Below are 15,142 nucleotides of genomic sequence, written 5' to 3' on the forward strand. Positions count from 1 at the left end.
TTTAGGATTTTTAAATGATTGAATATTGGTTAAATAAAGCGCTCACTCTGATTGCTATTGTCGTTTTTAATCGTTGAAAAGCTGGTCATAACCGGCCTGGCGGTTTTCGGTTTTAGAGGTTTTTTCACTGCAAACTTCCCTGGCACAAGCGCCTTTTCGTCCATTTTCAGACCTTTTGATTTTGCTTTTTTCCCTTTTTTTGTTCCAAAACCCTTGCGGTTCCACCAGACAATGAAACCTGTTACGGGAAGTGACGCACCAATCAGTGAAGCCAGAAATGCAAGCACTTTTCCTGGAAAACCGAGAATGCTGCCGACGTGAATGTCGTAATTCATCCGGCGCAATTTGGCACCAAAACCTGCCTGCTCGAAAGGCGTTCCGTAAACCGCATTGGCCTTCAACTCTTTGACCGTATGCTGATCAAACGCGTGGCTTAGTGAATTGTAAAACTGCCCGGAACTTGGATAAACCGTCACCAAAATAGGCGAAGCAGCTTTGGCTGTGTCGGGAAAAGTGTAATAGAATCCCTTGGATTTAGGATATCTTGTCGCAATGGTCAGCCAGGCTTTGTCAATCGCCTGCTCTGGTGTGAAATATTTATGTGCATTAAGCGAATCTGATTTGATCTTGTCACGCTTTTCGAGTTGTTCGCCGCCCGAGGTTACCCAGTACAGCCCGTCGCTATACCATTCGATTCCGTAAACCATGCCCGTGAGCGCAATGGCAAGCAGAAACAGGAGGGAGTAAAATCCCAGAACATTGTGCAAATCAAGATTAACGCGTTTCCAGGTGCCGCTCCATTTGATCTTGAAGCTTTTGTCCCGCGTGCTCTTCGACCATTTTTTAGGATACCACCAGATCAGCCCGGTGATCAACAGAATCACAAAAACCAATGTGCCGTAATTGACAATCGGCCGACCAATTTCAACCGGCATCCACAGAAAGCGGTGGCCATTTAAAACCCAGCGGAAGAAGTCCGTTTCGCCTTTTTTGTGCACTTTTTCAGAGATAACCTTTCCCGTGTAAGGATCAACGCGCAACGTTACATTAGGACCGCGACGTTCGCCCAGGCCCAGGTAAATGGCCCTTCCCTGCTGATAAGTGGCATAGGAAACTTTCAAACCAGGGTGCGTTTCCGCGGCTACTTTCATCAGCTGGGAAGGCATTAATACGACTTTATCCTGTTTTTCAATGCGGGTTTCAGGCTCCAACATGCCGGTAATCTCATCATTAAAAACCCAAATGCATCCCGTAATGCAGACGATAGAGACAATGATCCCCGAGATCAGGCCAAGCCAGAGATGCAGCCAGTTGTTGATTTTTTTGAAAGTAGACATGATTTGCCCTGGTTTGAAGTTGATATTGCAAGGATTGGAAATAGTCTATTCGTAATTCAGCACATTGATGGCTGTGATCACGCCGCCTTCCACTTTGAGGCCGCGCGTTCCTTTGGCTGCAACTGCGTCGAGTTCATACACATAACTTGTTCCGTCCGTTTGTGTAATGCCGATGTAACCCGCTTTGCCGTCTTTTGGTGAGTAATTCATTGTCGTTACATTGGAAATGGAAGCGGCGTCGGGCATGCCATCGATCCATTTAAACGTTTGTGTGTATACATTGACAGCCGCGAAGCGTTTTCCAACGGCATATGCACCTTTTTCAGCAGGACTGGTCATTGTCAAAATGAAATTTCCTTTTCCCACATAAAGCTGTGAGCTGATGTTATAGCCACCCGCTGCCTGCTCTACATTGAACAGATAACTTTTGTCAAATTCTGTTGTTCCTTTCTTAATGCGCACAATAGCGGAAGGTTTTGTAGAGGTGATCTTGCCACTGCTTGTTCCAACGGAAGCAGAGTATGCGTAAACGTCGCCTTCTTCGTCCACGGCAAGACCATTGTTAAAATAGCGGCCAATGAAACCAATGCGGTTGTCCTTAATGACCTTTTCTACCGTGAGGCCAGGATAAGAAAGCACTGCTATCCAGGCGCTGTCGGGATAGCTCGTTCCAAATACATCCGGCGCAACGCCTTTGATGCTCATATAAGGCGCGTAAACCTTATCTCCAACTTGTGTGGCCCAGGTAAAATGTGCCCGCTCGCCATTTCCGGCAAGTTTTACAATGTTAACCTGTGCTTCACCAACGATTTTAGACTGCGTTGCATCAATGCGGTAAAAAGAGGCGCTCTCATTGCCGCTTCGTGGCACTTTAACGGTTAGCAGATCATCATTCACCGGCGCGAAAACCTGCACCGTTTCGGCCTGAAAATCAGATACTTTATTCAGTCCGCCTGTCGCGTCCAGATTGTAAGTGGTAACGGCTCCCGGATTTCCCTGTCCGTAAAGCAGACTGAAAAAGCGGTTTTTGTGCGTCACATAATAACGGTAAGTCCCGTCCTGCTCCTTGCCATTCCCCACGGTTGAAACAGTTCCTGATGTCAGGCTTTCGGCAGTCAGCAAATAATCTGCTATGCCGGTTGAACCTACGGGCAGGGCCGAAATCACGTATTTTGTTTTGGCTGTCCCGCCTTCTCCCGGACCGGGCGTTACATTGCTGTCGCTGCTGCACGCAGCTAAAAATATGCCGAGACCGAGTCCCAGCGCAAGGCTTTTGATTGAGCTTTTCATTTTTGGATTGGGATAAAATATACAGACAAAGAATTATTTACTGATGTAATAGCGCAGCTTGGCGTAAATGCCGCGACTGGGTTTTTGCAAGCTGAAATTGTCGTAAAGGCGCGCGTCAAGCAGGTTTTTGCATTCTACGGAAACATTGTATTTCCCGTTTGCCATGGCGTAAACCACATTCACATCGTGGCTTAGCTGGCGCGGAATGTCCAATTTGTCGCTGCCCAGGCTCGGCCAATACAGATAATAGGCATGTACAAAAAGCAGGTTGTAGCCGAGCGTTAATGTGTTGCCTTTTGAACCAAAATCCTTGAAAAAAACTGACGCATCCGCATTGCCGAACAGGAATGGCATGTTTGGAATGCGGTCGCGGTAAAGTGGGCTTTCGGTCGTGTAGCCGTCTTCAAAACGCGTGTTGTTGCGCAGGTCCTGATAAGTGAGGTTAACACCGGCCGTAAAAAGCTGTTTGAAAGAATAACGGACCTCACCATCCACACCGAAATTGGTCACGTCGGCGAGGTTGTCCATTACTTGCTTGGTCTGGTTTGCATTCAATTTGGGGCGGATGAATCCTTGCGCATTGCGATACAATACATTGGCATCCAGACTAATGCGATGCACTTTGCTGAAATGGGTCTGATAGCTGAAACCCAGATTATAGTTGTCGCTGCTTTCGGGATCCAGGTCAATATTGCCTTCCAGATTCAGCAAATCGCCGTATAACTCGTCGGTTTCAGGCAGGCGGTAACTTTTTTCGTAGGAGCCTTTCAGCTGTAAATTTTTAAACAAAAAATAAGTGGAGGCAATGCCGTAACCAAACTTGTCGAAACGGTTTTTCTGCACTTTGTAGGCTACATCGCCATAGTTTCCGGTGGGGTTGTAAGTGACGGAATATTTATTAAACTGTGAAAATTGTTTTAAGAAAACGGACGTGTTCCAACGCTCGCTGTAATCGAACTTGTAACCCAAACCGAGCACATTCTTCGTGTTAAAACGCGGCTGCTCGTAGCGATCCGCATCCGGATAAAGCTCGTCGCGACCCTTCCGGTTGAAGGTGTTATAAACGTTGTTGATCGTGATGGAATGGCGTTCGTCGAGCTGGTAAGTGACATTTGCGGTCACGAGACCATTGTTATTTCGGAATTTGTAAAGTGAGCGTTCGCGTTCGCTGCCGAGGCCTTCATATTGTTTGAATTGCTGAAACCAGTTGTAACGTCTGTAAACCGTGTCCACATTCTGCTCCTGACCCAGATTGTAGTTGGCGGAAAGGCTCACATTCAGCCCTTTGACAAACAAATCCTTTTTCTGATATTTCAAACTTGGCATGACAATGTTGCCCTTGCGATGCCACTGCCCGAATACGCTCACCATCCGGGCGCCGGTCTGAATTTCAGCTCTGTTCTGCCCTAATGTGATGCCTATGAGCAATTTATCAGCAAATTTCTTTCCGACGACACCCACATTGGCAATCAGCGTTTCATTGTGATAATTGTCGTGAAAACGGCGCAGGCGCTGGTTGCGGAAATATTCGCCCGTGTTCACGTCGGCCACGTCCACATTGATCCAGTAATTATTATCTGAATAATTCTGGAATGCATTGACCTGAAAAGTGAAGCCGGATTTGCCTGTAAAGCCTGCATTAATGCCCGTTCGATGTGTGTTGAACGAGCCGTAAGAATAGGAGGCGTCGAGATAACTGTTTTGGCGCGAGCCAGTTACAATGTTAACGGCTCCTCCCAATGCATCGGAGCCCAGCCAGATTGGCACCACGCCTTTGTAAACCTCAACCCGCTCGGCCAGGTTGATAGGAATGTTGTTGAGCTGGAAAGACGACCCAAAGTTATCCATCGGCACGCCGTCGAGGAAAAATTTCACCTGGCGACCCGTGAAACCATTTAGCGAAAAATTCATATTGGAACCCACGCCCCCGCTTTCACGCACACGAACTCCTGAAACACGGTCAAGCGCATGTGACAAGTCCAGTGTGGAATTTTGCAGTTTTTTGGCGTCAATGGCAGTGACATTGTATGCTTGCCGGTTCACTTCCCTAGCCTCCGAGCGGCCGATCACCGCAACCGATTCAAGCTCTTGCGTAACGCCTTTCAGACGGAAGTTTGACTGCACGCTCTCACCTTCTTTCAAGGTGATTTTCTCGGTCTCGGGCTCAAAACCCAAGAATGAAACGACGATGGTTAATGGTCCCGCAGGGAGATTTTCAAGGCTGTAATGCGCCTTTGCATCAGCAAAAGTGCCTTTGGATGCACCCGAAATGATAATGGCTGCACCCGGAAGCGGCTCGCCCGTGTCAGACCTGACCGTTCCTTTCAGACTGGCCGTTTGCGCAAAAGATGCGCATGCACAGGCACATAATATGCCTGTAATCAAGATTTTTATAACTTGCATTACTTTTAATTTTTGACGACTTTAAAAGTGAACACGCCTATGCGTGTTGTGGCCGTACGGTTGGCGCCGTGCGGCCTTTTTGTTTGTATGGAATGTTATCTCATAATTTGGAATTAGAGGTTGATTGGAGTCGTGTTAGTTTAGCAGCATTTGTTTCAGAATAACTAACCAGAGACCTATATCACTATTTAGACTAATTATAATTTATGCAAATGTAGACGCCAAATCGTGAAAAGCAAATTATAATCGCACATTTCTAAAACTTGTCTTCCACAGCTCTAATGAGGTTCAAATCAGTGAATGAATATAGATAGCATTATATTTCTTTATATTTGAAATATTCTACTTTCCTATCATGATAACTTCCAGGAGACAATTTATCTGCTCAACTTCGGCCATGGCTGCCGGTGCAGGCCTTTCGGCATTTCTTCCTTCTTCCCTATCCGCTTCTCCTATTCTGTTTTCAGCAGCTGAAAACATTCGTGTGGCCGCAATTGGAATCAATGGAATGGGCTGGGCAGATCTTAATGCCATGCTGAAAAATCCTGGCGTACAATGCGTTGCGCTTTGCGATGTCGACAAAAATGTGCTGGACAAACGCGCAGCTGAACTTGCAGCAAAAGGGGTGGTTGTAAAAACTTATGGTGATTATCGTAAGCTTCTGGAAGATAAGGACATTGATGCAGTCGTGATCGGCTCACCGGATCATTGGCATTGCCTGATGATGGCCGACGCCTGCGAGGCTGGTAAGGATGTGTATGTTGAAAAACCGATCGGAAATTCTATTGCAGAATGCCGCAGCATGGTGGCAGTGCAGGAACGCACCAACCGCGTGGTGCAGGTGGGCCAGTGGCAACGCAGCCAGAAGCATTTCCGGGATGCCATCGAATTTGTGCATTCAGGCAAGCTTGGAAAAATCGGGCAGGTTAAGGTTTGGGGATACTTCAATTATGGCACGCCGCTTACCAGCTTGCCCGACGGCCCGGTTCCGACGGGAGTGGATTATGACATGTGGCTGGGCCCGGCTCCGAAACGGCCCTTTAATCAAAATCGGTTTCACGGAACATTCCGCTGGTTTTGGGACTATGCGGGCGGCATTATGAGCGACTGGGGCGTGCATTTGCTGGATTATGCCTTGTTGGGCATGAAAGCGGGCGCTCCCAAGAGCGTGATGGCAGCCGGTTCAATGGCGCTCAATCATGGTGTTGATGCGCCGGACACGATGACAACCGTGTTTGAATTCGATGATTTCGACATTCAATGGGAACATGCCATTGGCTATGGCACCGGCATTTACAATCGGGAGCATGGCATAGCATTCATGGGGGCCAACGGCACACTTCTGCTCGATAGAAACAGCTGGGAAGTGGTGCCGCAAGCGAAAAAAATGGAGGCCGTCTCCATTCAGAAGGCATCTGATAATGGTTTGGACCTCCATACAAAAAACTTCATTGATGTAATCCGTTCGCGGAAACTTGAAGATTTGAATGCGCCTATTCAGGTCGGTTCAAACGTCGCGATCGTATCCCAAATGGGCAATATCGCCTACCGCACAGGCAAAAAACTCAATTGGGACGCGCAAAAAGGCAAATTCGACGATGCGCAGGCAAATAAGCTTATAGACAAGGACTATCAAAATGGCTACAAGCTGCCTTAGACGCTTTCATTGCTGTCAAGGGATAACCTGCTTGGCCGGACGAATGTATTGCCCTTTGTCATCCAGCGGCCGCGGATCAGCGAATGCCGGATTGGTGTAGCCAACTGCCTTTTCTTGTTTTGTCAATTCGGTTTGAAGCTGGTTTTTTAGTTTTTCCCCTTCTTTTGAGCTGTATAAATTGGAAGTCTCACCCGGATCTTTGCTCAAATCATAAAGCTCTGACCAGCCTTCCTCACCTGGATAAAGGATCAGCTTGCTATTTTCGGTTCGGATCGCTTTAATGGTTGGCGTTGCAAAACCTTTCTCGTAGAAATACTCATACAAGAACGAAGTGCGCCATTCTTTTGCCTTGTCCTCCACAAGCGGAACCCAGCTTTTCCCCTGAAACGAAGCGGGCGCTTTTACACCGGCCAGATCAAGTAACGATGGAGCCGCATCCAGGTTCAGGACGATTTTGTCAATCTTTTTCCCTTTTGGAAACCGGGCAGGATAGCGCACCAGCAGCGGAATTCTGATCGATTCTTCATACGCTGCGCGCTTGTCGCCCAAGCTATGCTCGCCGAAGAAGAATCCGTTGTCGCTGGAAAATATAACGACTGTATTGTTGTCTAAACCAAAGGAATCGAGCGTTTTGAGCACGCGTCCTACGTTTTCATCCACGCCTTTCAGCGCGCCAAAATAGCCTCTGATGCGCTGTTCATTATTCTCCGTCCATGTGCCGCCTTTTGCGTTGGCTGCATTGGCATTGGGTTTGCCCGTTTCAATCTGACCTTTGTAAGGAAAGCCATTGCTTTTATTAACGGGCTGGGTCAGTGAAACTTTGGCATAAGTTTCCTGATGTCGAACCGGAGGCTGAAATGGCCCGTGACCGGATTTGAATGCAAGTGTCACCAGAAACGTTTTGTCCTTGTTGGACCGAATGTAGTCAATGGCATTTGTTGTGGACACATCATCCACCCAGCCCTGACTTGGCTGAGGCGTTCCGTTTACTTCAATGGGGCAATCGAAATATTTTCCTTGCCCCACAAAGCTTGCCGAGTAATCGAATCCCGGGCGTTTGCCGGTTTCATTGCCCATATGCCACTTCCCAAAGAATGCTGTGCTATATCCGGCTTTTCGCAGTTCCGTCGCGTAAGTGACTGTTGTATCAGCAAGGCCTGTGTGGTTATTGGCAATGCCATTCAGGTGATTGTAGCGGCTATTTAGCAATGTCGATCGACTTGGCGAGCACAGCGAATTGATCACAAAAGCATTCCGAAACCGGACGCCCTCATTGGCAAGCTTATCCAGATTGGGCGTCGAAAACCATGGAAACCGCGCCTTGTCACCTTGCTCCTGCTGCACCACACTCAATGCATCATAGCGCTGGTCATCCGTGTAAATAAAAACAATGTTGGGCCGCGCGGCCTTGCCAGCCGTTTGTGCATTGGCTGCACTCACGAATCCGGTTAAAGCAGCCAGAATGATTGATTTAAATGAAATTTTCATGATATGTTGACTATGCGATTCGCTGTGCTTTATTCGGCGATCCCCTCCCGCCACTTTGCCAATTGTTTTTTTAATTCCTTTGTTTTTTCAGGATTTGATGCGGCAAGATTGTGCTGTTCGAATGGATCTTGTTTCAAGTCGTAAAGCTCCGCAGTTTGGTCATCGAAAAATTCGATCAGCTTGAAATCGCCGCTGCGGATTGCTCCCGCTGAGCGGCCACCCAGAAAGTGCGGCTTCGCAAGCGGATAATGCCAATAAAGGTTTCTGGCTTTGATATCGCCTTTTCCAGATAATAATGGCCAAATGCTCGTTCCTGAATATGGAGTAACAGCGGACGCTTCCAGACCTGCTATTTCGGAGAAAGTTGGGAAAATGTCCAATGTATTTATCGCGACGCTACTCGTCGCGCCCGCTTTTATTTTCTCAGGCCAGTAAGCAATCAATGGAACGCGGATTCCGCCTTCATACAATTGCGACTTGCCTCCGCGCAATGGCGCATTAGAGGTGACTTTCGTTTCGCCGCCATTATCGGAAGTGAAGATGATCAATGTGTTTTTTTCCAATCCAAGCGCGCGCAAAGTCTGCACAATTTGCCCTACTCCGTCATCAATGCTTTCGAGCATTGCCGCCAATTCGGGATTATTTTTGTCAGTTCCCGCTCCGGGCTTGGATTGATGTTTACCGACCTTATCCGTTCTGGCTTTCAACTTGGTGTGCACCGAATAATGCGACAAATAAAGCAGAAAAGCCTGTTTTTGATTTCTTTTGATAAAATCAACGGCCTCATTGTTCAGTCTGTCGGTCAGATATTCGCCTTGACTTTTCGCTTCCAGTTCCGGCATGAAAAAGTACGGATGATAATATGCTCCGCCAGCGATGTAGCGCGTCTCGGAGCAAATGATCTCGTCCCATCCATGCTTGTCGGGAGCGCCTTTTTTCTTGTCGTAATCGCCGGTTAAATGCCACTTTCCAATGAGTCCACTGTGATATCCAGCCTTTGCAAGCTGTTCATTAAGCGTGATGTAATCCGGTGAGAGAAACTTTTCATCCTTCACATCCAAATAATCAGTGATGCCACTTTCGCCGGATGCTGGCCGGTCATCAGCGCCACCCGTGTGGGCGAGCAAACCGGTGCAGGTGTGTAAGCATGCGTAAAGCGAATCCCATTCTTCGCCAGGCTGTCCAGCACGGGCGTCTGGTTAAATTTGTTGCCATAAGCTCCCAATTCCGCCCAACCCAAATCATCTGCCATAATGTAGATGATATTGGGTTTCTGCGCATGAGCATTTGTCGCCTGAATCAACAAACACACGAATGAGAAAAGGACTGAAAAGATTATTTTTTGTGTCATTACCAAAAGATAAACGCCGGGTTATCGGAGATTGGCAGCCTGCCGATTCGGACGGACAATCGGCGCTCCGATCTGGTTAGCGGGTTTGATTTTTTCGTAATCTACCACGCCAGTCTTTTCGGCCCAGCGGAAATAATCTGCGGAAAGTTCGTTGACGATTTCAGTGCGGGTTGCGGCGAGGTCGGTTGTTTCGCCGCGGTCTTTTTCAATGTCGTAGAGTTCCCATTTGTAGCCCGGATATGTTGAAACAAGTTTCCAATTTCCCTTCCTAACCGCACGATTTCCTGCGCGTTCCCAGAAAATCGGTTCGGCGCGCTCAACTTGTTCCGTTTTGCCGGTTAACACTGGTAGAAGACTTTTCCCTGGAAGACTATTTGTTACAACTCCTTGTAAATTAGCAGGATACGCAGCTTTGGCAATGTCATAGAATGTTGGTGCCAAGTCGATGAGGTGACCGGTTCCTTTCACAATATTGCCTCCTTTGATCTGTTTTGGGAACCACGCAATGAATGGTGCGCTGATGCCGCCTTCGTGCATGTTATTTTTATAACTCGAATGCGGCGTGTTCGAAACATATGCCCAGGGTTGATCCTGATAAACATAAGAACCTGCCGTTCCTGCGGGTCCCGAGTTGCGTTGCGGCTTGCGCGGCGCAGAGCCTGAATAACCGCCTTGTGCACCATTGTCTGAGATGAAAACGATAAGCGTGTTGTCATCTTTTTTCAAAGCTTTCAACCGTTCGCGCAGCTTGCCAATGTTCTGATCGACCCGGTCGACCATTGCTGCGTAAATTTCCATTTTCTTTTCCCAAAGCAGCTTTTCATCAAATGGCACATTGTCCCACGGCGTTACATCGCTGTCCCGCGACGCAATGGACTGGCCTGGATTTGCAATGCCAATCGCCTTTTGTTTAATCAGCCGCTCTTGCCTTAACGAGTCCCAGCCAATGCTGTATCGCCCTTTGTATTTGGCAATGTCCGCCTCATGCGCTTGCAAAGGCCAATGTGGCGCATTAAAGGCCAGATAAAGAAAGAATGGCTTGGCTGTTTTGCTTTGCTCGTCCAGAAACGAAATCGCGTGGTCCGTAATCTCGTCGGTCAAATATTTGTCGGCAGGAAGATCGATCCGTTTGTTGTTTTCAATAAGTTTAACTGGTGGCGCCTGGCCATATTTACCAATGTCAAAATAATTGCTTGCGCCATCAATGAAACCGTAAAACCGATCGAAACCGCGCTGATTGGGCCAGGCTAGACTGTCGTTTCCAACATGCCATTTTCCGCTCAATAATGTGCTGTAACCCGCATTGCGCAGCACTTCGCCAAAGGTTAGTGACTCTTTATTTAAATAACCCTGATAAGCCGGAAGTCCCAGGTTTACATTGAAATAACCTACGCCGGCCTTGTGCGGATATTGGCCTGTGATCAATGATGCCCGCGTTGGCGCGCAAATAGAATTGTTGTAAAACTCACGGAAGCGAATCCCTTCCGAAGCGAGCTGATCCAGGTTGGGCGTTTTAATCTCAGAGCCGTAAGCACCGATGTCGGAATAACCCAGATCATCAACCATGATCAGAATGATATTGGGGCGCTGTTCAGCCGCTTGCTTTTTTTGTGCAAAGCCGTCAGATAAGCCTAAAAATGCTAATGCAACGAAAACTTGAAATTTCATAGGTTGGTAAAATGTAATGCGCTTTTTAACACCGTTAAATTCTTTAATGGATTAAGAGATGATTGGATCAAAGTGTTTGACCTTTGAGTGCTTTTTCGATCTCAGCCTTCGAAGCGCCGCCTTTTTTCTGCCAAACAATCTCATTGTTTTTGTATAGAATCAATGTTGGCAATCCCACAACGCCCAATTCTTTCACCAGACTTTTGTTTTCGTAAGCCTCAATTTTGATCACCTTAACATTGGACGCCTGTTCCGTTTTAATAGAATCAATGGTCGGGTCCAGTTTCTTACAACCCGGGCAATAGCGCGAGCCGAAGTCGACCAGAACAAGTTTGTCACTGTTCAGAGAAGCCTGATATTCACCAAGTGTAAGGCCTTTTCCGGTTGTGGAAATAACAGGTTTGCCAAGTCCGATCCATTTGCTCAAACCGCCTGGAATTTCGGTCACATCCTTGAAGCCTGCCGCGCGAAGATCGGCTGCAAGCACGCCGCTGCGTCCGTTTCCAATAGAATAGATAAATGTGGGTTTGTTCTTATCCAGCTTTGCGCTTTGTTTTTCAAAATCAGCCTTGTCAGCAATGCTGAAACTAACCGCTCCTTCCAAATGATTTTGCACATATTCTTCGGGCAAACGTGCATCTAGGATCTGGGCATCTTTTCCGGCGGCTTTCAGCTTGGCTTCAAACGCGTCAAACGAAAGCAATTCGCGTTTTGTACTTTGTTGTGCAAATGCGCTGGCCGATAAAACCAATGCAAACAGCAGCATTCCGATTGGGCGTAAATTTTTCATTTTCATTCTGATTGTGATTGATTATTAGATTTTGAAAAGGAAAACAAGGCGGCTGTCGTAACCATCGGCGAGGGTTACAAAATGTCAAAACGAAGCATAGATTGAATTCAACCACCATAATGAAGTAAAGCATTTGCCCAGGTTTTCACCTGCGCATCGAGTGCATATTCCGGCCGGTGGTTAGCTGATTGGAATATTACTCTATTAAACCGATAGACAAATTAAAGTAAATGTTTTTAAAATGCCAAAGAAACAATGCAGATTCTCCCTGATTCCTGGCTTACTTCTTAAAATACTTTTCCTCAGTGTATTTGGGCTGGTTTTTATCCATGACCTGCTCGAAAAGCTCAGGGTTATACGCCAACGGGAGAATATTTTTAGCTGTGTAGGACAATGTATCGCCCGTTTGTTTCTGCCACTTGATCAGCAAATTTTTTAGCTGCTGCTCTTTGTACGCAAATGCCTTCTTTCCAGCCAGATTATCCAGTTCGAGCGGGTCTTTTTTGAGATTGAACAATTGGGTGTAATCGCGCTCGGGATAGCGGATCAGCTTCCACTCGTTATCGCGGACTGCACGCACAAAATGACGATAGGCCGTAAACAGGCTTTGGCGCACGCCTTTTGACTTGCCGCTGATCACGTCTGCAAGACTAAGTCCATCAATTGCTTTCGGATCAGGAAGCCCTGTTACGTCCGCAAGCGTCGGGAAAATGTCATACAGGTAAACGAGCGCTTCCGAAACCTGCTTTTTGGGAATGCCGGGACCCGCGATAATAAAGGGCACCTTCATGCTGTGCTCATACAAACTTTGCTTTCCTAACAAGCCATGACTTCCCACAGCAAGACCATTGTCAGCTGCATAAACAATGATCGTATTTTCATAAAGCCCTTTATCTTTCAAAGACTGGATCACCTCGCCGATCTTCGCGTCCAAATGCGATATTAATGCATAGTAATCCGCCAGCGTGGCTTGTACAATCTCAGGCGTTCGGGGCCAGGCTGCAAGATTTTCATCCCTAACCTGCATTTCACCGAAATTAAATGGATGAAATTTCTTGAAATTTCCTGGCAGCGGAATGTCCTTGTCGGCATACATGCCTATGTAATCTGCACGCGGCGAGCGCGGATCATGCGGGGCCGTGTATGCGATGTAACAGAAAAACGGCTTCGACTTTTCACCTTTTGCATATTCATCCAAATACGAAATGGCTGATGACGTAAAGACGTCCGTTGAAAAACCTTTAACGACGGGCTCGCCTAACTTGCGATTGCCATCCAAATCCCGCACCGGCACCTGAAAATGGTCGCTCATGCCGCCTAGCATGACCGTTTTGCCCTTTTGAAATGATGCCTCGAATGTTTCAGCGCCGTTGTGCCATTTGCCTGTTCCAAAGGTTTCATAGCCGTTTTCATCAAAATGCATTGGCATTGTATGAACGCCTTTGAGCACATCATACACATGAAACAAGCTTTTTCCACTCATTAACATGCCGCGACTTGGCGCACAAATGGCTCCAATGTGACCGCCCATGACATAGCAATTGGCAAATCGTGTCCCGTTGCTCGCAATCTGGTCAATGTTTGGCGTTTTGAGAATTTTGTTTCCCGCAACTCCCAGTGCGTCGGCACGCTGATCATCAGCAAAAATGAAGAGCACATTCGGACGCTTTTTCGGCTGCTTCATGTGATGCTGCTGTTGTCCGAATGAGAACAGGAGAACGGACAATGCGAAAACAGGATAAAGGATCTTTTTCATTTTCCGCCTTTCTTAGCGCGTTCGGCCCGTTTGGTGATGTGGCTGTTGTCGGCTGGCATTCGCTGGACGAGCGCGGGCGGTGTTGGGCCAATGTTGCTTTCGTATTTCTTCCAGGCGGCAAGCAGCTCTTTTACTTTTTCGGGATTGGTTTTTACAAGATTATTTTTTTCACCAATGTCATTTTTGAGGTTGAATAACAATGTGTCAGAAGCCGGAACAATGGTGATGTCGTTGAGTTTGACTTCTGCTTGCGGCAGGCGCAGTTTCCAGTCTCCCTGGCGGAAAGCTTCAATGATGCCGTTGGAATAATAGGCGAATTCTGTTCCTTTCCGGTTGCCGGTGCCAAACAAAACCGGGCTGATGTCTTCCCCATCGAGTGGCTTTTTGGTTTGCGTTTTCTGACTTCTGGTGAGGCTGATGATCGTCGGATATAAGTCTAGCTGGGTGGCAAGATCCTCGTAAACGCTGCCCGGCTTGATCTTTCCAGGCCAGTAAGCAACCGTCGGAACGCGCTGTCCTCCTTCAAATGTGGTGCCTTTTCCCTGGCGTAAAGGACCAGCCGAGCCGCCTTCAATGTCAAAGATCAGCCAAGGGCCGTTGTCGCTGGTGAAAACGACCAATGTGTTCTCTTCCAAGCCGTTGGCTTTTAAAGATTTCACAATTTCGCCCACACTCCAATCCAGCTCTTCGATTACATCACCATACAAACCGTGCTTGGACTTGCCCTCAAATTCGGGTGAAGCGTAAATCGGCACGTGCGGCATGTTATGCGTCACATAAAGAAAGAAAGGCTTGTTTTTGTTTTGACTGATAAAACGCGTGGCCTCATTGGTGTAAGTTTTGGTCGTGTATTTTTGATTGACCTTGATGCTGTCCACATCATTGCCACGGAGGTAAGCCACGCCTTGCATATCATTGCTGTAAGGAATCCCGTAATACTCGTCGAAGCCGTTTTGTAATGGTAAAAACTGCTTATGGTGCCCCAAATGCCATTTTCCAAAAATCGCGGTTGTGTAACCATTGCCTTTCAATGCTTCGGCTATTGTGACCTCATCGGATGGAATTCCAGTAAAGCTTTCGGGAAAAAAGACGTGGTCGATGCCCATTCTTTTGGGATAACGGCCAGTGATGAGCGCTGCACGTGTCGGACTGCAAACGGGCGATGTGGAGTAAAACGAAGTGAGCTTTAAGCCTTTTGCCGCCAGATTATCAATGTTCGGCGTGCGAATGTCGGTCGCGCCGAATGCGCCAATATCGCCATAACCGAGGTCGTCTGCGAGGATAATGACAATGTTGGGCTTGCCTTTTTGCGGCGTGGATTGCGCGTGACTTATTTGCGTAGCCAATGCCAGGATCAGCAGATATGTCAAATGGATATCAGGTTTTCTTTTCACAGTTTTGA

The 15,142-nt window shown here is 47.4% G+C and carries 11 protein-coding genes; 1 reads left to right on the forward strand and 10 read right to left on the reverse strand.

Annotated elements, in window-relative coordinates:
* Positions 1-29 precede the first annotated feature (29 nt).
* From LZG73_RS15105 to LZG73_RS15115, 3 genes are read right to left on the reverse strand one after another with little or no spacing between them, the layout of a single operon-like run.
* Positions 30-1,337 carry a PepSY domain-containing protein gene (locus LZG73_RS15105; protein WP_233851300.1) on the reverse strand — a complete coding sequence of 436 codons (1,308 nt, stop codon included), beginning with the start codon at positions 1,335-1,337 and terminating at the stop codon, positions 30-32.
* A 45-nt stretch (positions 1,338-1,382) separates the two neighbouring features.
* Entirely contained in the window at positions 1,383-2,627 is a 1,245-nt protein-coding gene (locus LZG73_RS15110) for a DUF4374 domain-containing protein (RefSeq protein WP_233851302.1), read from the reverse strand.
* A 33-nt stretch (positions 2,628-2,660) separates the two neighbouring features.
* Entirely contained in the window at positions 2,661-5,030 is a 2,370-nt protein-coding gene (locus tag LZG73_RS15115) for a TonB-dependent receptor (RefSeq protein WP_233851311.1), read from the reverse strand.
* Between the two features lie 355 nt (positions 5,031-5,385).
* Here LZG73_RS15115 and LZG73_RS15120 point away from each other — a divergent pair, with 355 nt between their 5' ends.
* Entirely contained in the window at positions 5,386-6,687 is a 1,302-nt protein-coding gene (locus LZG73_RS15120) for a Gfo/Idh/MocA family protein (RefSeq protein ID WP_233851313.1), read from the forward strand.
* Between the two features lie 15 nt (positions 6,688-6,702).
* Here the strand turns inward: LZG73_RS15120 and LZG73_RS15125 are convergent, their stop codons facing one another.
* The 7 genes from LZG73_RS15125 to LZG73_RS15155 form a co-directional block, all read right to left on the reverse strand.
* Positions 6,703-8,175 (reverse strand): sulfatase, encoded by a 1,473-nt coding sequence (locus LZG73_RS15125; protein ID WP_233851315.1) that lies wholly within the window; start codon positions 8,173-8,175, stop codon positions 6,703-6,705.
* A 29-nt stretch (positions 8,176-8,204) separates the two neighbouring features.
* Positions 8,205-9,302 (reverse strand): sulfatase-like hydrolase/transferase, encoded by a 1,098-nt coding sequence (locus LZG73_RS15130; RefSeq protein WP_233851324.1) that lies wholly within the window; start codon positions 9,300-9,302, stop codon positions 8,205-8,207.
* Entirely contained in the window at positions 9,227-9,526 is a 300-nt protein-coding gene (locus LZG73_RS15135) for a sulfatase (RefSeq protein WP_233851335.1), read from the reverse strand. Before LZG73_RS15135 ends, LZG73_RS15130 begins: the two co-directional genes overlap by 76 nt.
* A 21-nt stretch (positions 9,527-9,547) precedes the next feature.
* Positions 9,548-11,194, reverse strand: a complete 1,647-nt coding sequence (locus LZG73_RS15140; protein ID WP_233851337.1) for an arylsulfatase — start codon at positions 11,192-11,194, stop codon at positions 9,548-9,550.
* Between the two features lie 67 nt (positions 11,195-11,261).
* Entirely contained in the window at positions 11,262-11,984 is a 723-nt protein-coding gene (locus tag LZG73_RS15145; RefSeq protein ID WP_233851339.1) for a thioredoxin domain-containing protein, read from the reverse strand.
* 280 nt (positions 11,985-12,264) lie between these two features.
* Complete coding sequence (locus tag LZG73_RS15150; protein WP_233851349.1) at positions 12,265-13,740, reverse strand: sulfatase-like hydrolase/transferase; 1,476 nt, start codon at positions 13,738-13,740, stop codon at positions 12,265-12,267.
* Positions 13,737-15,134 (reverse strand): sulfatase, encoded by a 1,398-nt coding sequence (locus LZG73_RS15155; RefSeq protein WP_233851351.1) that lies wholly within the window; start codon positions 15,132-15,134, stop codon positions 13,737-13,739. The genes LZG73_RS15150 and LZG73_RS15155 overlap by 4 nt, the downstream gene beginning before the upstream one ends.
* Positions 15,135-15,142 lie beyond the last annotated feature (8 nt).

Origin of the sequence: Dyadobacter sp. CY326, from assembly GCF_021390515.1 — a bacterium.
Lineage (GTDB): Bacteria > Bacteroidota > Bacteroidia > Cytophagales > Spirosomataceae > Dyadobacter.